The sequence below is a fragment of the Succinivibrio dextrinosolvens DSM 3072 genome (assembly GCF_900167015.1).
Lineage (GTDB): Bacteria > Pseudomonadota > Gammaproteobacteria > Enterobacterales > Succinivibrionaceae > Succinivibrio > Succinivibrio dextrinosolvens.
Genome location: NZ_FUXX01000002.1, coordinates 100,182 through 124,069 on the forward strand (window position 1 = coordinate 100,182; position 23,888 = coordinate 124,069).

The 23,888-nt window shown below is 42.4% G+C and carries 17 protein-coding genes; 6 read left to right on the plus strand and 11 right to left on the minus strand.

What is annotated here, in order from left to right:
• Positions 1-16: 16 nt before the first annotated feature.
• Together aroE and B5D46_RS01175 are read left to right on the plus strand one after the other, a co-directional pair.
• Positions 17-832, plus strand: a complete 816-nt coding sequence (gene aroE / locus B5D46_RS01170) for a shikimate dehydrogenase (protein WP_078927856.1) — start codon at positions 17-19, stop codon at positions 830-832.
• Positions 826-1,590 (plus strand): class I SAM-dependent methyltransferase, encoded by a 765-nt coding sequence (locus tag B5D46_RS01175; protein WP_078927857.1) that lies wholly within the window; start codon positions 826-828, stop codon positions 1,588-1,590. The genes aroE and B5D46_RS01175 overlap by 7 nt, the downstream gene beginning before the upstream one ends.
• Here the strand turns inward: B5D46_RS01175 and B5D46_RS01180 are convergent.
• The 5 genes from B5D46_RS01180 to lgt all read right to left on the minus strand — a co-directional run bounded on the left by B5D46_RS01180 (position 1,587) and on the right by lgt (position 8,603).
• Positions 1,587-2,348, minus strand: a complete 762-nt coding sequence (locus tag B5D46_RS01180; protein WP_078927858.1) for a substrate-binding domain-containing protein — start codon at positions 2,346-2,348, stop codon at positions 1,587-1,589. The genes B5D46_RS01175 and B5D46_RS01180 overlap by 4 nt on opposite strands.
• Before the next feature lie 51 nt (positions 2,349-2,399).
• The gene (locus tag B5D46_RS01185; protein ID WP_078927859.1) at positions 2,400-4,271 is read right to left on the minus strand and encodes an MFS transporter; all 1,872 of its coding nucleotides are present in this window, start codon (positions 4,269-4,271) and stop codon (positions 2,400-2,402) included.
• Between the two features lie 91 nt (positions 4,272-4,362).
• Complete coding sequence (gene glmS, locus B5D46_RS01190) at positions 4,363-6,192, minus strand: glutamine--fructose-6-phosphate transaminase (isomerizing) (RefSeq protein ID WP_078927860.1); 1,830 nt, start codon at positions 6,190-6,192, stop codon at positions 4,363-4,365.
• Between the two features lie 234 nt (positions 6,193-6,426).
• Complete coding sequence (gene glmU, locus B5D46_RS01195; protein ID WP_078927861.1) at positions 6,427-7,809, minus strand: bifunctional UDP-N-acetylglucosamine diphosphorylase/glucosamine-1-phosphate N-acetyltransferase GlmU; 1,383 nt, start codon at positions 7,807-7,809, stop codon at positions 6,427-6,429.
• A 2-nt stretch (positions 7,810-7,811) separates the two neighbouring features.
• Positions 7,812-8,603, minus strand: a complete 792-nt coding sequence (gene lgt, locus B5D46_RS01200) for a prolipoprotein diacylglyceryl transferase (protein ID WP_078927862.1) — start codon at positions 8,601-8,603, stop codon at positions 7,812-7,814.
• A 56-nt stretch (positions 8,604-8,659) separates the two neighbouring features.
• Here lgt and B5D46_RS01205 point away from each other — a divergent pair, with 56 nt between their 5' ends.
• Both B5D46_RS01205 and B5D46_RS01210 read left to right on the plus strand, forming a co-directional pair.
• Positions 8,660-9,115, plus strand: a complete 456-nt coding sequence (locus B5D46_RS01205; protein WP_078927863.1) for a hypothetical protein — start codon at positions 8,660-8,662, stop codon at positions 9,113-9,115.
• Positions 9,116-9,123: 8 nt separating this feature from the next.
• A complete protein-coding gene (locus tag B5D46_RS01210; protein ID WP_078927864.1) occupies positions 9,124-9,828 on the plus strand; it encodes a 4'-phosphopantetheinyl transferase family protein in 705 nt (234 codons plus the stop codon).
• Here B5D46_RS01210 and dnaE read toward each other — a convergent pair.
• A complete protein-coding gene (gene dnaE / locus B5D46_RS01215) occupies positions 9,825-13,502 on the minus strand; it encodes a DNA polymerase III subunit alpha (protein ID WP_078927865.1) in 3,678 nt (1,225 codons plus the stop codon). The genes B5D46_RS01210 and dnaE overlap by 4 nt on opposite strands.
• 272 nt (positions 13,503-13,774) lie before the next feature.
• Between dnaE and dctP the strand changes: the two genes are divergently transcribed.
• The gene (gene dctP / locus B5D46_RS01220; RefSeq protein ID WP_078927866.1) at positions 13,775-14,758 is read left to right on the plus strand and encodes a TRAP transporter substrate-binding protein DctP; all 984 of its coding nucleotides are present in this window, start codon (positions 13,775-13,777) and stop codon (positions 14,756-14,758) included.
• A gap of 113 nt (positions 14,759-14,871) precedes the next feature.
• On the opposite strand, the gene pgi is transcribed toward dctP, so the two are convergent.
• The gene (gene pgi, locus B5D46_RS01225) at positions 14,872-16,524 is read right to left on the minus strand and encodes a glucose-6-phosphate isomerase (RefSeq protein WP_078927867.1); all 1,653 of its coding nucleotides are present in this window, start codon (positions 16,522-16,524) and stop codon (positions 14,872-14,874) included.
• 223 nt (positions 16,525-16,747) lie between these two features.
• Positions 16,748-17,680: an HTH-type transcriptional activator IlvY gene (ilvY, locus tag B5D46_RS01230; RefSeq protein WP_159442987.1), complete on the minus strand. Its 933-nt coding sequence runs from the start codon at positions 17,678-17,680 to the stop codon at positions 16,748-16,750.
• 171 nt (positions 17,681-17,851) lie between these two features.
• Between ilvY and ilvC the strand changes: the two genes are divergently transcribed.
• Complete coding sequence (gene ilvC, locus B5D46_RS01235; protein ID WP_078927869.1) at positions 17,852-19,339, plus strand: ketol-acid reductoisomerase; 1,488 nt, start codon at positions 17,852-17,854, stop codon at positions 19,337-19,339.
• 77 nt (positions 19,340-19,416) lie between these two features.
• Here the strand turns inward: ilvC and B5D46_RS01240 are convergent, their stop codons facing one another.
• The 3 genes from B5D46_RS01240 to B5D46_RS01250 are packed head-to-tail and all read right to left on the minus strand — an operon-like array spanning position 19,417 to position 23,881.
• On the minus strand, positions 19,417-19,806 hold the full coding sequence (locus B5D46_RS01240) for a (deoxy)nucleoside triphosphate pyrophosphohydrolase (RefSeq protein WP_078927870.1): 390 nt from the start codon (positions 19,804-19,806) through the stop codon (positions 19,417-19,419).
• Positions 19,803-21,836, minus strand: a complete 2,034-nt coding sequence (locus B5D46_RS01245; RefSeq protein WP_078927871.1) for a UvrD-helicase domain-containing protein — start codon at positions 21,834-21,836, stop codon at positions 19,803-19,805. The genes B5D46_RS01240 and B5D46_RS01245 overlap by 4 nt, the downstream gene beginning before the upstream one ends.
• A gap of 2 nt (positions 21,837-21,838) precedes the next feature.
• Complete coding sequence (locus B5D46_RS01250) at positions 21,839-23,881, minus strand: toprim domain-containing protein (RefSeq protein ID WP_078927872.1); 2,043 nt, start codon at positions 23,879-23,881, stop codon at positions 21,839-21,841.
• Positions 23,882-23,888 lie beyond the last annotated feature (7 nt).

The following is a 23,888-nucleotide window of genomic DNA, read 5'->3' on the forward strand; positions in this document are numbered from 1 at the left end:
TCAATAAGGTGCAAAGATGAGTAATACCGATAAATATGCTGTCCTTGGAAATCCGATAGAACATTCGATGTCTCCTCTTCTGCACGAGTTTTTCGCTGAAAAGACCAGTCAGGATTTAACCTACGGCAGAATCCTGGTTGAAACCGGTACTTTTGAGAAAACTGTAAGGGATTTTTTCAAAAGTGGCGGTCGAGGCTGTAATGTAACAGTCCCATGTAAACTTGATGCCTATAAGCTGGCCGATAGCCTAAGCGATTATGCAAAGGCTGCTGGTGCAGTTAATACCCTCAAGGTAATGGAAGACGGTTCCATTTATGGAGATAACACCGATGGACGCGGATTAGTCTATGATTTAAAAAGACTTTCCTGTCCTCTTGCAGGAGCAAGAATTCTGATTATCGGTGCAGGCGGTGCTGCCAAGGGTATCATGCTTCCAATTATCAATGAAGATCCTAAAGAGATTGTGATTGCCAACAGAACAGTTTCCAAGGCTCAGGCTCTGGCTTCTGTATATCCACAGAAGGTTAAAGGCTGTGGATTTGATGAGCTTGAAGGCTCTTTTGATCTTATTATTAATGCCTCATCATCTTCATTAAGCGGTGATGTACCTCCGGTAAAAGATGAGATAATAGCAGGAGCTAAGGCTGTTTATGATTTAATGTATTCTAAAACAGCTAAGACTGCCTTTACCGAGAAGGCTTTATCTCTGAATGTTCAGAATGTTAATGACGGATTTGGTATGCTGATAGGGCAGGCCATCCTGAGTTTTGAACTGTGGAGAGGTGTAAAGCCTGATTTTGATACCGCAATTAAAAAGTTTCGCCCATGCTAAAGATCCAGATTGAAGATAATTCTCCGTTTAAAGATGCCGCTTTGGATGTAATGTCCTATATAGACAGGCATTCTCTTAAGTTTGAGAATGAGCTTCTTTTAAAGGTCGGGCAGAAGATTGTACTTGAGCTCTCTGATGATTCGATTACTCCTCTGGATTTTGAGATTGATCTGTTCAGAGACAAGCTTCTGTGGAGACTAGCTCATAGCGGCAAAAACTCAGAGGCTGTGTGTCGAGCTGTAATCGGAAAAACAGTAAAGCCTTTAGTGTTTGATGCTACCGCAGGACTTGGTCGTGAGAGTATCATTCTACAGTCAGCCGGCTGTCAGGTTTATATGTTTGAGCGTAATCCTGTTATCTGGCTGCTTCTTAAATCAGCCATGACTCATGCTGAGAATAATACTGAGATTCTGTCCTCTCTGAAAAACGGACTGCCACATCTGACATCATTAGGCTCTGTTGCTGAACAGCTGAAGAATGGCGAGAAACTGCCTGAGCCTGATGTTATTTACTATGATCCTATGTTTCCTCAGAGAACCAAGAGTGCTCTTGTGAAAAAGGATATGAGAGTATTTCACGAGATTGTTGGCTTTGATCAGGATACCACTGAGTATGCGAATTTCCTTCTGACAGTGGCTAAACACCATCTTGTGGTTAAGCGTCCTTCAAATGAGCCTCCACTGGAGCTCAATCTCAGAAGAAGCAGCTTTGTTGACGGCAAAGCCTGTCGTTTTGACTGCTACTTCTGTGGTAACTAGTTGTTAAGAGCCTCGAAACCTGCGCTGTAGAACTCAGCCAGGTTCTTTTTATTTCCCCTGATATAGTTATACAGTTCCTGTGTCTTATCAGATTTATCTGTGCTGATTATGTAGTAGTAGATAGGTGAATAGTACTCATGAGGAATATACCAGTATGAGCCGGTAGCTTCTCCATTCTTCATAATCAGAGGTTTGGTTATGAAACCAGTCTGGATATTGTTGTTCTTCAGTAAAGAGTAGATCTGGTATTCATGCTCTGCACGATAGATTGAATTCTTCTTTTTTAGATACTCTGAAGGGAAATCCTTTCTTTTTACTACTTCTGTTGCAGCGAATCCAACTGTAGTCAGGCTGTCCTTTGGAATTGCCAGTGACTTAAGTTTCTTTTTTACGATAACGTTGATGTTGTCCTTTAGAAGGAATCTGTTGTTGGACCAGAGGATCAGAGGTGCTTTTACAAGTCTTGCAACACTGTTCTGAGTAATCTTGCCTTCCTTGATTAGATTTGCAGGTAATCTTTCCTCGTTGGTGATAATTACGTTGCACTTACCGCGATAGTAAATGGCTCGTGACTCAATATCCTGCATTGTGCCGAAATAGCTGTTAAATGTAATCTCAGAGTATTCTCTGACGCCTTCAAGAGCAGAGTAAACCTGTGGCACACCACATACTTCAGGAATATCATCAGTAGCCTGTACTGAAGTGAATGAGGTAGAAAGAATTAGTAGTCCGATTAGTTTAATAATTCTGTTTTGCATAATTTATGGTAAGGTTAAATTTAATTACAAATTACTTATACTCTTCAAAAGTTATTTAAATAGCTTTTTCTCGCAAAGGATCAGTCTCTTGGTAATCTCCTCACTTGATCCTGCTCGTCTTAACTTATCTGCAAATCCAGGTTCGCTCAGCATAAGAGATAGGTTTGCAAGAATACTGATATGGGAATTTCCATCATCAGGAACAGCAATCAGGAAGAACAGATCACAAGGCTTGTTATCCAGAGCTCCACAGTTGATTGGTTTTGATAGTGATGCTACAGCAATAGCTGAACGGTTAACAAAGCTTCCTCTTGCATGTGGAATTGCAATTCCGTGAGCAATACCTGCAGGATTCTGATCCATTTTCGCTTTAATCGCATTTAGGAAATCATGTTTTGAATTGATTGCTCTTACAAGTGACAGTCTGTCTGTTAGTACGTGAATAATTTCATCAACGGACTGCGCTTTAAGATTATAGATAACACTATTCTCATCTAAAGCATATCTGATGGTGTTAATATTTGATTTTGCAGAATTATCTCTGTTATTTCCAAAATGATTGATAGCATTCAGGATGTTCTCAAAGAAACTTCCATGTAATTTATAGTAGTTCGCGTATATCACAATCATGCTTATGCTGCAGACACATACTATAAGAGTACATATGTTTACTGAGTTGAAAAATAGATTCTCATCAAGTCCTTTTGAAGTGAACAGTGAAGCATAAGAAGATCCCTGTGCAGCAAATACCATTGCAAACAGAGAACCGAATTTTGCTGACATTATCTGAATTGAGAAATTCATACACTCAGAACGACAACCGAATTTGAATTCTCCATAATCGATGCAGTCTGCTGTCATAACTGTGGTTGATGCCTGAGAAAGACAGAATCCAAGTGATAACAGACACATAAGGAAACTCAGTGACAGCATGTTTAGTCTTGATGTGCTGTGCATTGCATACAGTGTTAAAAATGACAGCAGAATCAACAAGGTAGAGAATATAAAAATCTGCTTGCGGGACGTGTACTTAATTATCAGATGAAAAAAAGTATAAGTTAGAAGGCTTACTACCAGCCAAGGAATCTGGATAAAGAACAGAATATCGTTGTCAGATGGAACATCCTGAATGGTAATAGCAAAGTAGTTCTGGTATCCGACAAAAACACACAGACACATCTGCTGCAGAAGAGTCAGGAAGAAAATAATCATCAGCTGATCATTACCGAAGAAGGTTGCTGTGGCATTTTTTGCTTTAACTACCTTTCTCTCTGGTTCTTCCATGGTAAAGAAGCTGGCAAAAATAATGGAACTCAGGAAAATTGTTGCAGCAATATACCATGAAGCTGTTCTAAAACTGTCGGCTTCCATTGAAGAAAAAATATGTGTAGGGAGCCCCTGGTCCTCATAGAAAAAAGCGTAGGTCAGAACCAGTGTTAAACAGAATCCCAGTACAGCTGAACCTCGACCTAGTCCACATATAATTTCGCGTGTTCTATGATCTGAACCGAAAATAGATGTTAATGACCAAGAAGGGATATCAAGCATTGAGAATGAAAGAGACCATGCGATGTACATGAAGATAGCATAAATAATCTGTACTGATGAATTCATGCTTGGAATGTCAAACATCTGAATCAGGATTGCAGCATTAATGATGCCTCCTGCCAGTATTGTCATTCTGAACTTGTTGTACTTAAAGATATCGGCGCATAAATCAATAAGCATACCGATAAATGGTTCTTTTATCAGCTCAATGAACTTAACAATCAGGAAGATTGGAACAATATATACAGGAGAAATATCCAGTACAGTTGTCAGATACAGATAGTAAAAGGACAGCACAAACATATAGACTGCATCACGGCCGATGCCGACAACAGCATATGGAAGTGCCCATTTTAGAGAGACCTGATTGTTCATAAGGATTCTGATGTTGTGTTCTTATCTAAAAAAACATTGGCCTTCGATCAAGCAGAATGAGGGAAGGCCTATAAAATTTTAATTATATAAATTATTCTACGGTTACTGATTTAGCCAGATTACGAGGCTGATCAACATCTGTACCGTTAATTACAGCACAGTGATATGACAGTAACTGCAGAGGAATTGTAAATAAAATTGGCTGCAGGATCTCAGGACAGTCAGGAAGTGACAGCATATTGGTCTGTCCATCTGACTTGATAACTGTATTGCCAGACTTAAAGATATAAAGCTGTGCTCCACGTGCTCTGACTTCTTCAACATTGGAGATTAACTTATCCATCAGTGAGTTATCTGGAGCAACAACGACAACAGGCATTTCCTTATCAATCAGGGCGATTGGTCCATGCTTCAATTCTCCGGCAGCGTAGCCTTCAGCATGGATATAACTGATTTCCTTTAGCTTTAATGCACCTTCAAGAGCAATTGGGAACATAACTCCACGTCCCAGGAACAGACAGTGACGTTTGCCTGAGAACTGCTCTGAAAGAGTTGCAATCAGCTTGTCACATGAGAGGAATTCCTCTGCAAGTGAAGGCAGCTTGCGGATTGCTTCAATAATTTCGTGATTCTTCTCTGCACTGATAGAACCGTTCTGCTTGCCGATAATCAGGGCAAGGATCAGAAGTGACAGCAGCTGTGTTGTGAAAGCCTTGGTTGAAGCTACACCGATTTCTGCGCCTGCCTTTGTAAACAGAGTAAAGTCCGATTCGCGAACCAGAGATGAACCGTTAACATTGCAGATTGATAGAGTTTTGCTGTAGTTCTGTTCTTTTGCAAGTCTTAATGATGCCAGAGTATCAGCGGTTTCACCTGACTGAGAGATTGTAATGAACAGACTGTTGTCTCTTACAACAGCTTTTCTGTAGCGGTACTCTGAGGCAATCTCAACATTTGTTGCAATTCCGGTTAACTCTTCAAGCCAGTATCTGCCTACAAGACCTGCATGATATGAGGTACCGCAGGCTACAATCTGAATACTGCTGATGTTGCGGAAGGTATTCTCATCTGCGCCGACAACAGTTTCCAGAGAGATATCATCGCCGTTTAATCTGCCTAAAAGAGTGTTTCTTAAAGACTGAGGCTGCTCATAAATCTCTTTCTGCATGAAGTGACGGAACTTACCCTTTGAAATACTTTCTGCATCAAGATCTGATTCTACGATCTGCTTTTCAAGCTTATTGCCCTCAAGATCGTATACATTAACCTCTTCGGTGGTCAGAACTGCAAGCTCATTTTCCTCAAGATAAATGAATCTGCGGGTTACAGGCAGCAGTGCCAGGGTATCTGAAGCGATGAAGTTTTCACCGATACCAAGACCGATAATAAGAGGTGAGCCTGAGCGGGCTGCGTACAGAGTATCAGGATCGTTCTTGTCGATTAGTGCAAGGCCGAATGAACCCTTAACTTCCTTTAAAGCCTTCTTGAAAGCTTCAAAAACTGAAGAGCTGTTCTTTAAATGACTGTGAATCAGACATACCAGAACCTCAGTGTCAGTCTGTGACTTGAACTGATAGCCCTGCTTTAGTAAATCTTCCTTAAGTGAGGCAAAATTCTCAATAATACCGTTGTGAACCAGTGCCAGGTTCTCACAGATGTGAGGATGGGCATTTGTCTCTGATGGGATACCGTGGGTTGCCCATCTGGTGTGTGCGATACCGATAAATCCCGGACAGCCTTTTTCCTTTACAGCTTCCTTAAGATTCTTAACCTTTCCGGTGGTCTTGATGCAATGCTGCTCTCCATCACTGATGGTACAGATTCCTGCACTGTCATATCCACGATATTCAAGTCTTGACAGTCCTTCCAGAAGAATCTGAGATACGTTACGCTGAGCAATAGCACCGACAATTCCGCACATATATTTTTTATCCTTTAAACATTATTTCGTGATCAGCTTGGTATTTTAGCAGAAAAAAGTGATTATTTAGCAGATAAAAAGTTGCTATATGTACGGAAAGAAGCCTGTTTTTTCTGAAGGACGTTGTATAACCTATTAAACTAGCAATTCCAGGGATTAACATATGAAAAAAAATGCACTCATGAGGCACAGAGCTATGTGCCGTCAGAGTGCATTGCAGCATAATTACCCGGATTACTTGTGTGGTCTTGGGTAATTATCGATAACAGTTGCCTGAGCTCGGGTGATAATCAGAGCGCCTTCGTTAGCCTTTATTCTGCGGGTTACGGTTGTACCTGCTCCGATGGTAACGCCGTTCTTTACTGTAACAGGTGCAACCAGCTGAGTATCAGATCCAACGAAAACATCATCACCGATTACAGTCTTGAACTTGTTTGCTCCATCATAATTACAGGTGATGGTACCGGCACCGATGTTAACGTCCTTACCAATCTCTGCATCACCCAGGTATGACAGATGTCCTGCCTTGGTTCCAACTCCAAGATGCGCTTTCTTACACTCAACGAAGTTTCCAACGTGTACATTATCCTCAAGTACATTACCAGGACGCAGTCTTGCAAAAGGTCCGATGGTAGCAGCCTTTTTAATCTCTGAATCCTCAAGAACAGAATATGGAGAGATTACTGAGTTGTCTCCGATTGTACAGTTCTTGATTACACAGCCGGCGCAGATCTTAACGTTGTTTCCAAGAACAACCTTACCCTCAAAAATACAGTTGATGTCGATGAATACATCTTCACCGCAGGTAAGTTCACCGCGTACATCAATACGCTGTGGATCAGCCAGGGTTACACCTGCAACCATCAGCTTATCTGCCTGATTTTTCTGGTAAAGTCTCTCAACAAAAGCAAGCTGTGGCTTTGAGTTTACACCTGAGAGAATGTCAAAATCAGGGGCAATCAGAATGTTTACAGCCTTGCCCTCTGATGAAAGCTGGCCTGATAAATCTGTCAGGTAGTATTCACCCTGAGCATTGTTGTTCTTCAGCTTAGGCAGATATTCCTTCAGAACAGATGCCTTGCAGACGATCATGCCGGTATTTACCTCATCAATCTTTCTCTGCTCGTCAGTTGCATCCTTTTCCTCAACAATAGCCTTAAGCTTATTGTCTGAACCACGGATAATTCTGCCGTAGCCATATGGATTTGGCGCAATTGCACTTAATACACTAAGCTCATTTCCTGCAAGTGAGGCGATAAGATCCTTTAGCAGGTCAGCTGGTGTAAGTGGGGTATCACCGTACAGAACCAGAACGTCAGAATCATCTGCAACCTTAGGCATTGCACAGTTTACAGCATGACCTGTTCCCAGCTGCTCTTCCTGTACAGAGATGGTTACAAGTTTTCTTAACTCTTCTGGCAGGTCGTTCAGCATCTGCTCGACTTTCTCTGCCATATGTCCGATAACTACATGAATTGCCTTAGGATTTAACTCTGCAGAGGTTCTGATTACATGTTCAAGCATAGGTCTGTTGGCTACCCTGTGTAACACCTTAGGTAGCGCTGAGTGCATTCTCTTACCTTTGCCAGCAGCAAGAATTACGATTTCTAATGACATTTTTAGATACCTTTCTTTAGTTTTGAATTCTTTTTCACAGCGTAGATAATTACAGCTATTCCAACCACAATAAATGGAATTGACAGGAGCTGTCCTACGTTGAATATTGCATTTGTTGAGTAGTCTGCCTGTTCAACCTTGAATGGTTCGATAGCCATTCTTGCAGTGAAGGTCAGGGTTAGAAGCAGACCTACAAGCAGTCCGTCCGGTCTGTTCTTTACAAACAGATACAGCGCCATAAGGATCAGAAATACGGTGAAGTAGGCTGCAGCCTCATAAAGCTGTGCCGGATGACGAGGGAAGGTTTCACCAAGTCTTACAAAGATTACACCGAAATCCGCATTAGTTGGATTTCCAAGAATCTCTGAGTTGAAATAATTACCAATACGGATGAGTGAGCAGACAAGTGCGATTGGAACACATAGCATGTCTCCAAGCTCAAAGAACTTATACTTGTTTTTGCGCAGGAAAATCAGTGTTGCGACAACTACACCAAGTGAGCCGCCATGACTTGCAAGGCCTCCCTGCCAGATTTTCAGGATTTCAATCGGATGGGCCAGATAGAAGTCTGGTTCGTAGATCAGACAGTGGGCAAGTCTTGCTCCGATAACTGTACCTGCAAAAATGTAAACCAGCAGTTTATCCAGATCCTCGGTTTTGTATTTTTTCTGTTTAAAAAACAACTGCATAATAATATAGCCAAGGATAAAACCGAATGAGAAAAACAGTCCATACCAGCGTATAGACAGTGGTCCTACAGAAAAAGCTATAGGATCTAAGTTGTTAATAAACATTTGTGTTCCTATTTTGGTAAAATTAGTCGCGTGTATTTTAGCAGTTTTTAACGATTATGATTAGTATTGAAGCAACTCAAACTTTTTTTTCTGGTCTAGGAATTGCCTTCTGCATCCTGAGTTTTATCGCTGTATTTATTCCATCCAAGACTAAATTCGGTATCATTTCACTGTGTCTTGGAAATGTTCCTCTGTGGTCCGCTATTGTTATGCCGAAATCTCTGGCTCCTGTTATGGATCTTTTCCATGTAAATCAGTCAGCTAACCTTTTTGTGGCTGGTTGTATCGCAGGTGCTGCATGCCTTGTTATCTGGTATTTTGTTACTAGTAAAATAATGGTATTTATCAGACAGAAATTTGGGTCTGATTCAAAGGACAAGACAGAACACTCTGAATCCTCAGAAGTATCAGGAAACGGTGAAGATGCTTCTGAAAATAAACTTTCAGATACTAAGAGCGAAAGTGCAAATCCTCACCTGTTTGATAATCTGAAAGTTAACGATAAAGAGTAGAACTTCACATGAAGATTATTCTCTCCACAATTGAAGATGCCTATGCCCACAGTAATATCCTCAAAAAGGAGTGGCACGACTTTGCATCTTCATTCTCTCAGAACAGACAGAAAAGCTTTTTAGGCGGAAGAGCTGTTCTGCAGGAGAGTCTGTCTGTATTCTACTCACAGAAATATCTTCCAGAGATTACAACTCTGTCTCATGGAAAACCTGTATTTGTCGAAAGCCGCTATCCATTCTTCAACATCTCTCACAGCTCAAAGCTTATCTGTCTTGCCATAGGAGAGAGTGATCTTGGCATTGATGTTGAGTACATCAAGCCTCGTCGTAATATTGAGGGGCTGAAGAAAAGAATCCTCTCTGAAGGGGAATATGAATACTTTGAGAAGCTCGATGAAGATAAGCAGCTTTATCTTTTCACCGCTCTTTGGACACTGCGAGAGTGTCTAATCAAGACTTCTGGAAGAGGTCTGGTGGATATCAGTTCAATTGATGCTGATATAGAAAAGAAAACTTTTGATTATTTCTCTGTTCCTGATAGAACCGAGGTCAACATTATAAGACTGGACAGTGTTCTTGATAATGATGGCGCTGCCTTTCTATCCTACAGCTCATGCTCAGGTGAAGAGTGTGAGTTCTACATTTTCAGGGATTCAAAGCTTGTAAAAACCAAGACCCCTGAAATTCTCTATACCTTTCGCAGCAGAAGCTAGTAGGCGATCTTAACGCTGTCTACACCTGCCATATCACGGATTCCTTCAACCAGATCATCTGAAGGCAGGAATCTGTATTTATCGTCTCGAAGCTGAATCAGCTTGTTGTCGATAATCATCCTTAACGAACATCCTGAGATTACATCGTCAGGATTATCGGCCATTTTCTTCTTCGCATTGACTTCCTTGACATCAAGCTTGTTTCTCATCAGGATTTCATCAATGAAGGAAATGTTTTCATTCAGTACATGACTGGTGAAATTCAGAGTTAATCTGTTAGCTCGATGCATGCGCAGAGTCTCGAGTGTATCAAAGCTGGAGATTCTCATTCTGGTTGAGCCGTTCTCAGGATCCATGGTCAGCCAGCCGTCTAAAACCAGAATCAGAGGAGTTGGGATATCCTCCCCCTTAGGGGTAGTCTTCTTTTTAAGTTCCTTTCTCTCTTCGATTTCTTCAAGGATTCTTGTCATCTTGTCGGCATTCTTGCCAAAGAGCAGTGTTTCGAAGGTTGCGGTTCCATCATCCAGAGTGATGATGTAGAACTTTTTGGTTGGATCCTTCTTTGAAGGCATGGCGCTGGCTCCGATAACTACACCACCGATAACTACATGATTAGGACTGTCAGGTGTTCCTGGCAGCATGTTGTTCAGGGTGGTATCTCCACAGTATTTAACCAGTTCGGCCTTGTATCCATCTATTGGATGGCCTGAAAGATATAGACCTAAAAGAGCCTTTTCATGGAATAGTCGAACCTTGTCTGACCAGTTGCGAACAAGTACATAGTTAGGTTTAACGTTCTGATCATCCAAAGCTGCAAACAGATCCATCTGACCTGTAGCCATATTGTCTGATTTCTGAGATGCATACTTGATTGCTGTAGGAATCGAAGCCAGCATCTGTGCTCGGTTAGGTCCGATGCTGTCTAAAGCACCACTCTTTACAAGTGCCTCCAGAGTTCCCTTTGACAGGAAGTTGGTTCCTACTCTGTATACAAAGTCAAAGAAGTCTGAGAACTTGCCGTGAGCCTCACGTTCCTCAACGATATGATCAACCAGTCTCTCTCCGATTCCCTTGATGGCAGAGAAGCCGTAGATTACATTACCGTCAAGATCAACTCCGAAACGGAATTTACCGATATTAACATCCGGAGGATTTACATCAACTCCAAGACGGTGACACTCACCGATATAGGCAATCAGTTTTTCGGTCTTCATACAGTCTGCTGTCATCATCGCTGCCAGGAATTCAGCAGGGTAATGAACCTTCAGATACAGTGTCCACCATGCAACCAGTGCATAGGCAGCTGAGTGAGACTTGTTGAAGCCGTATGCCGCGAACATTTCCACCTGGTCGAAGATCTGTCCCATGATTTTCAGATCTTTACCTTTCTTTTGACAGCCTCGGTTGAAAACGTCACGCTGGGCAGCCATTTCGGCAGGGATCTTTTTACCCATCGCACGACGAAGAATATCCGCACCACCTAGAGAGTAACCTGCAAGTACCTGAGCAATCTGCATAACCTGCTCCTGGTACACAATAACGCCGTAGGTGGAATCAAGAATTGGTTTTAAATCAAGATCCTGTGCCTCTGGAAGAGGGTAGCTTACAGGTTCGGTACCGTGTTTACGATCAACGAAGTGATCAACCATTCCTGAGTTTAACGGACCTGGTCGGTATAGAGCCACAAGAGCCACAAGATCATCAAAGCGGTCAGGCTGCATTTTTCCGATAAGCTTACGCATACCGGTGGATTCAAGCTGGAATACCGCTGTGGTTTCCGTCTCCTGAATCATCTTGTAGGATGCCTCATCCTCATAAGGAATTGCTGCGATATTGATTGGAGGCTTTCCCTGACGGGCAAGCTTTGCATCAATCATTTCCTTGGCATCGTCAATAATGGTAAGAGTGGTCAGACCTAAGAAGTCGAACTTAACCAGACCGGCGTGCTCAACGTCCTTTTTATCGTACTGAGTAATAGGTCGACCGTCAGAATCGAGCATTAGAGGGGCAAACTCAGCAATTCTGGTAGGTGAGATAACCACACCAGCTGCGTGCTTACCGATACTTCTGATTACGCCCTCAAGTCTTACGGATACATCGATAAGCTCGATGGATTCCTTATCGTCATTGGCTTTGGCGCGATTATAGAATTCAAGAAAATCTGGAGATACAGATTCACATGGATTGCCTTTCTTATCAATACCGAAACAGGCCTTGAAGGTAGTACCTGGAGTTTCAGGAATCAGAGCTGCGACACGGCGCACCTGTCCTAAAGGTACACCGATGGCTCTGCCAACACCCTGAATAGCAGCTTTAGGTGCCAGAGTACCGAAGGCTGCAATCTGAGATACCGCATTACGACCGTAGTGATCTACCACGTGCTGCAGTGTCATCTGTCTCTTACGCTGACAGAAGTCAACGTCGAAGTCAGGCATTGAAACACGCTCCGGGTTCAGGAATCTTTCGAACAGCAGATCAAAGCGCAGAGGATCAAAGTCTGTAATTGTAAGCGCATAGGCTACAAGTGAACCGCCGCCTGAACCACGTCCTGGTCCCACAGGAACACCGTGCGCCTTGGACCACTGAATAAATTCCATCACGATTAGGAAGTAGCCAGGGAAATCCATGGTGATGATAACGTCCAGCTCGGTTTCCAGACGCTTCTCGTAAATCGGACGTTTTTCCTCACGCTCCTTCTCATCAGGGAACAGGAACTCAAGTCTTTTCTCAAGTCCCTCGTGAGCTTTCATTCTAAGACAGTCTGCTGTTGATAATTCGCCTGTGTCATATCTTGGAAGGCGAGGTACATCAAGCTCAATCTCGACGTTACAGCGTTCTGCAATACGTCTGGTGTTGATGATTGCTTCAGGAAGATCTGAGAAAAGTTCTGCCATCTCCTCTGGTGATCTCATGTACTGCTGAGGTGAATAGGTTCTGGCATTCTCTCGTGAACCTTTCTGACAGCCCTGCTGAATGGAAACACGAATATCATGTACATAGTAGTCGCTAAGTCCATCCTTTGGAATTTCGTCAGGACCAAGAAGGAATCTGGTATCGTTGGTGGCAACAGGGAAGAATCCGTATTCAAGACAGAAGTCTAAGGCTGCTTTCTCAAACTGTCCTTCGCCTTCTCGACCTGTTCTGGTGATTTCAAAACAGAATCTGTCACCGTAATATTTCTTATAAAGATCAAGGCGTTCTTTTAGCTTGTTCTTCTCATCCGCTCTTAAAAATGCGCCAATATCTCCTCTGAAACCGTTCAGAATTATAAGACCTTCAGAGTATTTCCATAGATCATCAACTGTGCAGACAACATCTGCAATATCAGGAGAGCCTGTATTAACCCAGGCATCAGACAGAATGTCATAAAGATTCTGTTTGCCCTGACGGTTCATGGCAAGAAGGGTAACTGTAAAGATTACTTCAGGATCACCTGGCTTGGTGTTTTCTCTTACCTGAAGATCTGCTCCCATGATTGGTTTAATTCCCGCACCGTAACATGCATTATAGAAGCGGACGAATCCGGCCATATTGTTGTAGTCTGTTACAGCAATTGCAGGAATATTGAACTTAGATGCTTTCTTTACGATGTCTCCAACGTTCTGAAGTCCGTCGTTAATTGAATAACAGGAGTGAACATGGAGGGGGACATAAGTTAATTCTTTTTCAATCATAGGCTGTATATTTCTAATCTCTTCAGCAGATTATTCTACCATTCAAAATGGCTATGACCTACTTTTGTTTTCCGCTGTTTTTAATTTTTGATTATGACGCTCATGTTTTACATTTATTCCCGGATTCAACTTCTGCACAAAAAAACTGTTTTTTATGCAGAAAATCGATTTTTATGCCTGATTTTGTGAGCATTATAGACTGTTAAACTTTTGATCGAATCTATACTTTTAGTATTGCCTCAGTAAATAATTTGTCAGAGAGAACTGAAATTATGAATCTGAAAAAAATGATCACGATTTCTGTCTGTGTGCTGTCAGCCCTGGCGCTTTCTGTTTCTGCTCAGGCAAGAACCACCATAACCATTGCCCATACCCATGTGGAAACACATCCTGAACATAAGGCATTTCTGGCATTCAAGAATCATATTGAGAACAATATTGACGATAAATATGAGATTCAGATTTATCCAAACGGTCTGTCCGGTTCAAATGAGAGAGTTTTCGAGCTTGTAAAGATAAACTCTATTCAGTTTATGGCGATTTCCTCCTCCAATATTGAGAATCTGGCAAAAAGCTATGCGATTTTCTCAATTCCATACCTATTCAATTCAGAGGATGTATACGAGAAGTTTATCAGTGATCCTGAGGTGTTAAAGGAACTTGGAAAGAATTCTGATAAGGAGGGCTTTGTTCCTCTGGCAGCCTTTACTGCAGGTACCCGTAACTTTTATGCAAAATTCCCGATTTATTCTGTTGATGATCTGAAGGATAAGGTAATCCGTGTACAGACTGGCAGAACCAACAGTCTGATGATGGAGGCTTTTGGTGCCAATGACTACATTATGAAGTTTTCCGATGTCTATCAGGCTCTTAAACATGATGTTATTGATGGTGCTGAAAACAATGAACTTGTTCTTGTCGACCAGAAACACGGTGAACTCTGTAAGTATTACTCCTATGACGGTCATCAGATGATCCCGGATCTGCTTATCGGCTCAAGGGATTTTCTCAAATCTTTAAGCGATGAGGAGTATGCCGTCTTCAAAGAGGCTGCAATGGAGGCTCAGAGAGTTGAATTCAGAGAATGGAAATACAGAATCAATGCAGCAAAGGAACAGGCAAAGACAATGGGAGTAAATTTCATCAATGTTGATGTGAATGCTTTCAGAGAAAAGGTACTTCCTCTGCATGATGAGCTGCTTGAGAAGAATCCTAAAATAAGAGAACTATATGAAATAGCAAAGAAATACTATTAGGGACTCCTTAACAGAAGATATTGGAAGCAAAAGGTGTTCCTCAAAGAAAAAACCGTTATTAGTCCATAGGATTAATAACGGTTTGTTGTATTTCTTAATGGTTAATCAGAAGATTACTTCATCTTCTTGAATGCATTGATTAAACCATTGGTTGAGCTGTCGTGAGATGTGATTTCATCTGAGTTCTCCAGCTCTGGGATAATCTTTAATGCAAGCTGCTTACCTAACTCAACACCGAACTGGTCGAATGAGTAGATGTTCCAGATTGAACCCTGAACGAAGATCTTGTGCTCGTACATAGCAACCAGCATACCTAGGGTACGAGGAGTGATTTCCTTAACCAGGAATGAGTTGGTTGGACGGTTGCCTTCGAATACCTTGAATGGAACAACATCCTTGTACTCGCTCTCTTTCTTGCCCTTAGCCTCGAACTCTGCAACAACAGTCTCGCGTGACTTACCGAATGCAAGAGCCTCGGTCTGAGCGAAGAAGTTAGAAATCAGTTTTACATGGTGATCACCGATTGGGTTGTGGCTGCGTGCTGGAGCAATGAAGTCACAAGGGATAACCTTGGTGCCCTGATGGATTAACTGGTAGAAAGCGTGCTGGCCGTTGGTGCCTGGCTCACCCCAGATGATAGGGCCGGTTTCGTAATCAACCTTGTTACCGTTTCTGTCTACGTATTTACCGTTAGATTCCATATTGCCCTGCTGGAAGTAAGCTGGGAAACGGCTCATGTACTGATCGTATGGAAGAATTGCTTCTGTTGAGTACTTGTAGAAGTTGTTGTACCAGATTCCGATTAAAGCAAGGATAACTGACAGGTTCTTCTCAAGTGGAGCCTCTCTGAAGTGGCAGTCATACTCGTAGCCGCCCTTTAGGAACTCTTCGAAGTTTTCAAAGCCACATGCTAAAGCAACTGACAGACCGATTGCTGACCATGATGAATAACGGCCGCCAACCCAGTCCCAGAACTCAAACATGTTGTTAGGATCGATACCGAACTCTACGCAGCCCTTAACATTGGTTGAAAGAGCAACGAAGTGCTTTGCGATGAACTTCTCATCCTTAGCCTTCTTCAGGAACCAGTTACGTGCAGTATGAGCATTGGTCATGGTCTCTAAGGTGGTGAAGGTCTTAGATGCGATCAGGAACAGAGTGGTCTCAGGATCGCACTTCTTGCATACCTCAGCGATGTGGGTAGCATCAATGTTTGAAACGAAGTGAGCCTTCAGTCTTGAGTGATATGGAGTTAAAGCCTCGGTAATCATAACAGGGCCAAGGTCTGAACCACCGATACCGATGTTAACAACGTCAGTGATTTCCTTACCGGTGTAACCTTTCCACTCGCCAGAGATAACCTTGTGGCAGAAATCCTTCATCTTAGCAAGAACAGCCTTAACGTCTGGCATTACATCTTTGCCGTCAACCATTACGCTCTTGCCTGAGAAGTTTCTTAAAGCGGTGTGAAGAACAGCACGACCCTCAGTGCGGTTGATAATCTCGCCCTGGAACATAGCCTCGATGTTCTCTGATAACTTGGTCTCACGAGCAAGTTCGAACAGAAGATTTAAAGTGGTCTCATCGATGATGTTCTTAGAGTAGTCAGCAACGATATCACCATTGGCGATGGTTAGAGAGTATTTGTCAAAGCGGTTTGGATCCTTTTCGAATAACTCTTTGATAGTGCGGCCTTTGGTTGCTTCAAAATGAGCGGTTAATTTTTTCCATGCTTCAGTTTGGGTAGGATTGATACCGTAAAACATGCTGTATTCTCCTTTTATTGGAAATTTATAATCTTTGTAATCTGAACCTATATATAGGTATCAGATCGAATCGCTTTAGCTATTATAGCTTTTTTGAAAAATTTTTCATAAAAGTTGTATGTTTAAGAAAATTTTTTTTGAGGACTATCGTTGCCTCAGATAAAAAAGCTGTTTCCATTATTCTTTTTTGCCATAAGAGCAGATTCTTTTCTAACTGAATCCTCTACATAATTCCAAGATCGTTTCTGCGACGGGTCAGATCAGGGCTGAAACTTGGTGCCAGTCTTTTTGCCAGATCATGCACTATTTTGATGTTTGGATTCTTTGCTCTGTTCTTTAGTGAGCAGAGTGCTACACGGAAATTGGACCAAGGCAGTTCCTTGATCACCACTACATCATTCTTGAATGGAGAGATGTCATAGACAAGTCTTGGTACAACCGAGATGCCAAAACCAAGTGCAGTAATGGATACGATTGCCTCATGACCTGAAATCTCAGAGTAGATGTGAGGAGGAACTTCCAGTGTCTGGAAGAATTTCTCAACCTCATAGCGTAGCTGTCCCTTTTCAGGCATTACAAAAGGCACACCTGAAAGATCTCCTGAGGAGAAATCACATTCTGATGAAAAGCGTGGCTTTTTTGGTGCAATCAGAATCAGAGGGAAAGTTACCAGATCGACATATCTGATGTTATCTGGGATTTCATTTGGAAGAGCGCTGATTACAAAGTCAGTATCAGGATCTTCAAGCTTCTGCAGTGCTTCTGCAGGATCACCTGTTTCCAGTTTGATCTCAAGATTTGGGGCTGTCAGATGAAGCTCGTTAAGCAGTCTTGGAATAAACAGATAGGATGCGGTAACAGAGCAGAATATCTTAACGATTCCGCTGGCTGTCTGCATATTTCCGTTCAGGTCATGCTCAAGTTCAGCATATGCATTAAGAGTCTTTCTTGCGAATTCCTCAAACTTGTGTCCGGCTTCGGTAATAAAGATTCCTTTCTTGTCACGGATACACAGTTTTGTATTCAGTTTTGCCTCAAGTTTGTTCAAGGTTCTGCTTAAGGTAGATGGGCTGACATCACACAGTGTAGCTGTTCTGGTGAGGTTTGAAGTCTCACAGAGCCTTAAAAAAGCCGCAGCATCTTTTAAATCAATCACGATAATCTTTTCCTGAAACATGTCCTATATTGCAAAAATTGCAATATAAAATAAATCGTATTCCATTTTATAAAATTTCTGCTATGATTAAAAGCATATACCGCAAGGTTTAGTTTTTTTTTAGTTTTTTAGTTTTTTAGTTTTTTTCTTTTCTATGGTATAGGTCTAAACATGGCTAATTTCAATTATTTTAATACATTGAATTTACGCGAAAAGTTAGCACAGCTAGGCTGCTGTGAGCTGATGGATCGCAGTGAGTTTGCCGATGGTTGTAATTTTTTAAAGGGTAAGAAGATTGTAATTATCGGTTGTGGTGCTCAGGGTTTAAATCAGGGTTTAAACCTGAGAGATTCTGGTCTTGATGTAAGCTACGCTTTACGTCAGTCAGCAATCGACGAGAAGAGAGCCTCTTTCAAGAGAGCAACTGAGAACGGCTTCAAGGTTGGTACCTATGACGAGCTGATCCCAACCGCTGATCTTGTAATCAACCTGACTCCAGATAAGCAGCATGAGGCTGTTGTTAATGCAGTTCAGCCACTTATGAAGTCTGGCGCATGCCTAGGTTACTCACACGGTTTTAATATGATTGAGTTAGGTATGCAGGTTCGTAAGGATCTTACCGTTGTTATGGTTGCTCCTAAGTCACCTGGTACCGAGGTTCGCGAGGAGTTCCGTCGTGGATTCGGTGTTCCAACCCTTCTTGCTGTTCATCCAGAAAACGATCCAAACGGCGAAGGCTGGGATTATGCAAAGGCATGGGCTGCTGGTACCGGTGGTCACAAGGCTGGCTGTCTACGTTCATCATTCGTAGCTGAGGTTAAGTCTGATCTGATGGGCGAGCAGACCATTCTATGCGGTGTTCTTCAGGCTGCTACCGTTCTATGCTACGACCACGCTGTAGCTTTAGGCGCTGACAAGGCTTATGCATGTAAGCTTCTTCAGTACGGCTGGGAAACCATCTGTGAGGCTCTAAAGCAGGGCGGTATCACCAATATGATGGATCGTCTGTCAAATCCTGCAAAGATCAAGGCATTCCATTTAGCTGAGGAATTAAAGTCTCTGATGAAGACTCTATACCGCAAGCACATGGATGACATTGAGAGCGGTGAGTTCTCACGCATCATGATGGAAGACTGGGCAAACAATGACGTAAATCTTCTAACCTGGAGAGAGAACTACGCTAAGTGCGCATTCGAGAATGCTCCTGCATGCGATGAGAAGATTTCTGAGCAGGAATACTTCGACAAGGGTACTCTGCTGGTTGCTTTCTGTAAGGCTGGTATTGAGCTTGCATTCGAGACCATGACTGAGTCAGGCATTTACCCTGAGTCAGCATACTATGAGTCATTACATGAGCTGCCTCTGATTGCAAATACCATTGCTCGTCGCCGTCTGTATGAGATGAACGTTGTTATTTCTGATACTGCTGAGTACGGTAACTACCTGTTCGCTAATGCAGCAATTCCTCTATTAAAGGAATTCATGAGCCGTCAGAAGCTGGATGTATTCGGTGAGACTCTGTCAGGTGACAACTGTGTTGATAACGTTGAACTGATCAATGTTAACGATGCAATCCGCAATCACCCAATTGAAATTGTTGGCCGCAAGCTGCGTGCCTATATGTCAGACATGAAGTCTGTTGCTGTAGGTAACAACTAGTTACTGATTTATAAAGATTAATTCAATATATCTTAGGATGGGATCGCAAGGTTCCATCCTTTTTTATTCTGCAGTTTTTAATGCTCTCTTTTGAGCTTTTCAATAATGGAGAGGTCTGCCTCAAGCCATTTAACATCGTCAAGCTCTGAAACGGAAAGCCATTTTGCAGACATATGCTCTACAAGAGAAGGCTCTTTACCTTCAAGAGAACATAAAAAGCAGTCCATGTGCAGATGGAATTTTGGATAGTCATAGTCGATAGAATCAAAGAAGCGATCAACACTGATAGGACAGGCAAGCTCCTCGAGGATTTCTCTTTTTAAGGCTTCTTCTTTGGATTCTCCTTCCTCGATTTTTCCTCCAGGGAATTCCCACCAGCCTTTGTAATCTCCATAGCCTCTCTGTGTTGCAAAGATTTTTCTGTCTTCACTTACGATAATGGCGGCAACAACGTTAATGGTCTTCATAGTATTTCATCCAGCTGACGTAAGGCTTCATCAAAATCGCTCTTGTACTGTTCTTCAGAGGTGGCTGGAGATTCTCCCAGAGGATAATACTCAATATCTGCTGAAGGCAGTTCGCGCAGGAATCTGCTTGGAGAAATCGCTGTCGGAATACCTCTTCTTGAGGAGGTTTCGCGGGCTAAAAGCATGGTCAGTTCCTTTCTTGCTCTTGTAATTCCTACATAGGCAAGACGGCGCTCTTCATCAACATTATCAAGATCAGGATTCTCATCTGATGGCAGAGAATTCTTGTGAGGCAGGGAGCCTTCCTCCATTCCTACAAGAAAAACATAAGGAAATTCAAGTCCTTTTGAGGCATGCAGGGTCATCATCTGTACGGCATCATTGTCCTGATCATCATTGTTTCTGTCCATCATCTCGCGAAGACCAAGTCTGTCTACAGCTTCAATAAAGGATAGAGTCTCTCCGCTCTTTTTTCCGCGGATAAGATCGATAATCCAGGTCATTAACTGTTTGATATTGTTGGTTTTGATTTCAACGGCAACCTTGCTTTCGGTGTTAGCCTTGATATAAGCGTTATATCCGATGATATCCACAAGATTCTCGGCAAGCTCCAGATCCTTTTTTGACAGAATCAGTGTTCTCATCCTGGTTAAAAGTACCATGAATTCAGTCATGGACTTTTTCTGTCTTGGAATCATGTCCTGAGCAATATTAGGATTCAGTGCTGTCTCATATAGCGACTTACCTGTCTCTTTTGCCTTGGTAAACAGATAGTTAATGGTTTCTGCACCGATTCCTCGTCTTGGAACATTGATAACACGAAGCAGTGCCATGTCATCAAAAGGATTGCAGATTACCCGGCACCAGCTGAGCATATCTTTGATTTCAACCTGTTCAAAGAAACTTGTACCGCCAGAGATGAAGCATGGAATTCTTGCAGAGTGAAATGCTTTTTCAAGTATCTTTGACTGTCCGTTTGAACGGTATAAAACTGCATAGTCCTTCCATTCTGTATGGTTTCTGAACTGGTGGGCCAGAATCAGCTGTACTACTCTGTCAGCCTCATCTGCCTCTGTTCGAAGTTCCATAATCTTTACCTTTTCACCCTCGGATGAATTGGTGAAAAGAGTTTTGTTGAAGATATGATCGTTATGTGAAATCAGCGTATTGGCACAGTTAAGAATGTGGGAGGTAGAACGGTAGTTCTGCTCCAGCTTGATAACCTTAAGATCAGGGAATTCATGTGCCAGAACCTTGATGTTTTCAGGTCTTGCTCCACGCCATGCATAAATTGACTGATCATCGTCGCCAACCACGGTGAAGGTTTTGTAGTGGGAGGTCAGGCATTTTAAAAGCTGATACTGAGTCTCATTGGTATCCTGATACTCATCTACGAGCACATATCTGAAGAGTTTTGTGTACTTCTCTCTGACTTTTGCATTGTCACGAAGAAGAAGGGTAGTCTTAAAGATCAGATCTTCAAAGTCGGCAGCATTGCATGCTTTAAGATATTCCTGATAATCGTCGTAGATTTCAACGCGGATGGTTCGATCTTCAATATCCTCTGGACGCAGCAGATTTGTTTTCCAGTTGCTGATCATTGAGGCGATTTCCTCAACCACGCTCTTCTCTGAATTATCCACCAGTATCTGTGAATATTTCTCGCGGACGATATCTCTTATGACCTTCAGAGAGTCATACTGATCGAACAGTGTGAAGTTTTTGGACAGGCCCATCTCCAGATATTCACTTTTAAGGATGGTAAGTCCCAAAGAGTGGAAGGTTGAGATGGTGATTTTTGATGCTATTTCATTACCAAGTTCTTTTTTTACACGCTCACGCATTTCGGCAGCAGCCTTATTGGTGAAGGTAACCGCACAGATATTCTGAGGCGGAATATTGTAGCTGTGGATAAGCTTAACAATCTTGGTGGTAATAACTCTGGTCTTGCCCGAACCTGCTCCGGCCAAAACCAGGCAGGGACCGCTGATATAGTCAACAGCCGCCTGCTGTGCATCATTCAAACGCATGTCTAGAAGCTACTCGTTTTTACAAAGAAGGCAGGACGCCCCTGCTCATTTATGGTTTTTACGGTAAATTCTCCACCTTCAGAAATATCCACATTCAGATTCTGAATGCAGATACCCTCGGCAGCTTCACGAGCTGACTGATTACACAGTAAAACCATAGCAACCTTCAGAACCTGGTTCTCATCTTCGATTTTTCTGATGATACCTGCAGCTTCCTGCTCTGTCAGAGAGGTTAAGTCTACAAAGGTTACAAGATCGGTATGGCCCTGAATGATCATCGAGCCAACACCAGTAATCAGCTTGGAGATTAAATTCTCCTTAGTATATTCTATAAATCTGATGTTCTCAGAATAAGAGGTTCCTAAATTCTGGTTATTGGCGTTAATAATTGATTCTAAAGCATTTCTCTGACAGCTTAAGGATGCGTAAATGCATTTTTTGGAGCTGTTTCTTATAAGTGCCGCACTGATACGTCTTAGCACCATAGGATGGCCGCTCAGTGAATACAGAGAAGGAGAGAATCTTAGTGATGACAGATCTTCACTTGAATTGATGTATCTGTAGCCAGGAACATTACTCTTTAGTCCGTCAAGCTTTAAGGTCAGCATCTTCTCAAGCGATGACAGTCTCTGTGACAGAGTATCTCTGTCTGAGCACAGAGCTTCATTTAAATCCTTGTATGGGTGAGCAAGGTTGATTCTGTTGAAGCTGATTCCAGACTGGAACATCATGGCTCCAAGTTTGTTTGCAGCCTCTTCGCCTGCGGCATCATTATCAAGACAGATGTAGTAGTGATGCTTTACATTCACTCCACGGATACTTTCCATCAGCAGCTGAATGTTTCCTGCTCCGCCCAGGGCAATTGCGTGCATGCCCAGAGTCTCCAGAGACAGAGCATCCATTTCACCTTCGGTAATGAAGATTGTGCCCGGCTGTTCTAAAGCCTCGTGATTATAGATGTTGAAGAATCCTTTCTTACGGAAGCGTTCTCCAGAATCATCCTCTATGGTATTTCTTGCAACATAGCCATGGGTTCCGTAAGGAATAATCGCAGCCTTCCAGATTACAGAATCAGGATTGTTATCGCCATCGGCATAATAGCAGTCATCATATCCAAGACGGAATTTCTCGATGATGCTGTCGCTAAGTCCCCTTTCTCTGAAATAATCAGTTGCTCCGACATTCTCACAGCACTTCTTTATATATGCAGTATAGTCGTAGGTATCCTCGCGGCTGAAGGTCTGGAAAGGTGAATGCTCCATGTCGCTTAGCTTTGGAGTATCAGTATTCTTCTCGTCAGGGGTATTCAGATTATGCAGTGAAGAAGCAATGTTCTGGGCCTGTCCGAATCCTCCGAAGGTAGGTTGAACTGGTGTGTTTGATGCAACTGTGTTTCTGGCGTTAAAAGGGTGCAGTCTGGCTTCGTCAAAAGGTGAGATTGCATTTGCACTCCTCTGCTGGGAAACTCCATCTGATCCGATATTTGATGGATTGAAACGCTCATTATTCATAAGGTTTCCGCCAAAAGGCTCCGGCTCAATATGTCCGAATCTGCTCTCATCTATCTTCTTTGCACCGAAGACATCATCACTCTTGATGGCATCATTATGTCCAAAAGGAATAAAGGTGTTCTGTTTCTGATGCTCGTCGGCAATTTCAAATACAGGCTCCTTTATATATGGCTTTGGACTGGTGTTCTCTGTACTGAAAGATGCTTCTCTTTCTGAATTCAGCTTAGATAGAATTGAAACGAATCCTATTGGAAGCTTGCCGACATACAGCTCGTATGCCTTGGCAAACTGCTGAGAAAAGCTTGAAAGATTGTTGTCCATACCGATCAGATCAAAGATGTTGTAGCAGGTATTGCAGTTATAGCACTTAACTGTATTTGTTGCTGCATCATACTTCATGGATGGAAGATGAGAGGTGTCTTTCGGATTAAGACAGCTAAAGCTTGATTCTGTGTTGATTCCCTTTGCCTTCAGATAATCTGGAAGCTTAGCTAGAAGAAACTTTTTCTTGCTTTCAAACTCTTGTTCTAACATTATTCGT

What these genes read in the sequence shown, in the direction of transcription:
- aroE (WP_078927856.1), top strand. Translation starts at nt 17, where the DNA reads ATGAGTAATACCGATAAATATGCTGTCCTTGGAAATCCGATAGAACAT.
- B5D46_RS01175 (WP_078927857.1), top strand. Translation starts at nt 826, where the DNA reads ATGCTAAAGATCCAGATTGAAGATAATTCTCCGTTTAAAGATGCCGCT.
- B5D46_RS01180 (WP_078927858.1), bottom strand. Translation starts at nt 2,348, where the DNA reads ATGCAAAACAGAATTATTAAACTAATCGGACTACTAATTCTTTCTACC.
- B5D46_RS01185 (WP_078927859.1), bottom strand. Translation starts at nt 4,271, where the DNA reads ATGAACAATCAGGTCTCTCTAAAATGGGCACTTCCATATGCTGTTGTC.
- glmS (WP_078927860.1), bottom strand. Translation starts at nt 6,192, where the DNA reads ATGTGCGGAATTGTCGGTGCTATTGCTCAGCGTAACGTATCTCAGATT.
- glmU (WP_078927861.1), bottom strand. Translation starts at nt 7,809, where the DNA reads ATGTCATTAGAAATCGTAATTCTTGCTGCTGGCAAAGGTAAGAGAATG.
- lgt (WP_078927862.1), bottom strand. Translation starts at nt 8,603, where the DNA reads ATGTTTATTAACAACTTAGATCCTATAGCTTTTTCTGTAGGACCACTG.
- B5D46_RS01205 (WP_078927863.1), top strand. Translation starts at nt 8,660, where the DNA reads ATGATTAGTATTGAAGCAACTCAAACTTTTTTTTCTGGTCTAGGAATT.
- B5D46_RS01210 (WP_078927864.1), top strand. Translation starts at nt 9,124, where the DNA reads ATGAAGATTATTCTCTCCACAATTGAAGATGCCTATGCCCACAGTAAT.
- dnaE (WP_078927865.1), bottom strand. Translation starts at nt 13,502, where the DNA reads ATGATTGAAAAAGAATTAACTTATGTCCCCCTCCATGTTCACTCCTGT.
- dctP (WP_078927866.1), top strand. Translation starts at nt 13,775, where the DNA reads ATGAATCTGAAAAAAATGATCACGATTTCTGTCTGTGTGCTGTCAGCC.
- pgi (WP_078927867.1), bottom strand. Translation starts at nt 16,524, where the DNA reads ATGTTTTACGGTATCAATCCTACCCAAACTGAAGCATGGAAAAAATTA.
- ilvC (WP_078927869.1), top strand. Translation starts at nt 17,852, where the DNA reads ATGGCTAATTTCAATTATTTTAATACATTGAATTTACGCGAAAAGTTA.
- B5D46_RS01240 (WP_078927870.1), bottom strand. Translation starts at nt 19,806, where the DNA reads ATGAAGACCATTAACGTTGTTGCCGCCATTATCGTAAGTGAAGACAGA.
- B5D46_RS01245 (WP_078927871.1), bottom strand. Translation starts at nt 21,836, where the DNA reads ATGCGTTTGAATGATGCACAGCAGGCGGCTGTTGACTATATCAGCGGT.
- B5D46_RS01250 (WP_078927872.1), bottom strand. Translation starts at nt 23,881, where the DNA reads ATGTTAGAACAAGAGTTTGAAAGCAAGAAAAAGTTTCTTCTAGCTAAG.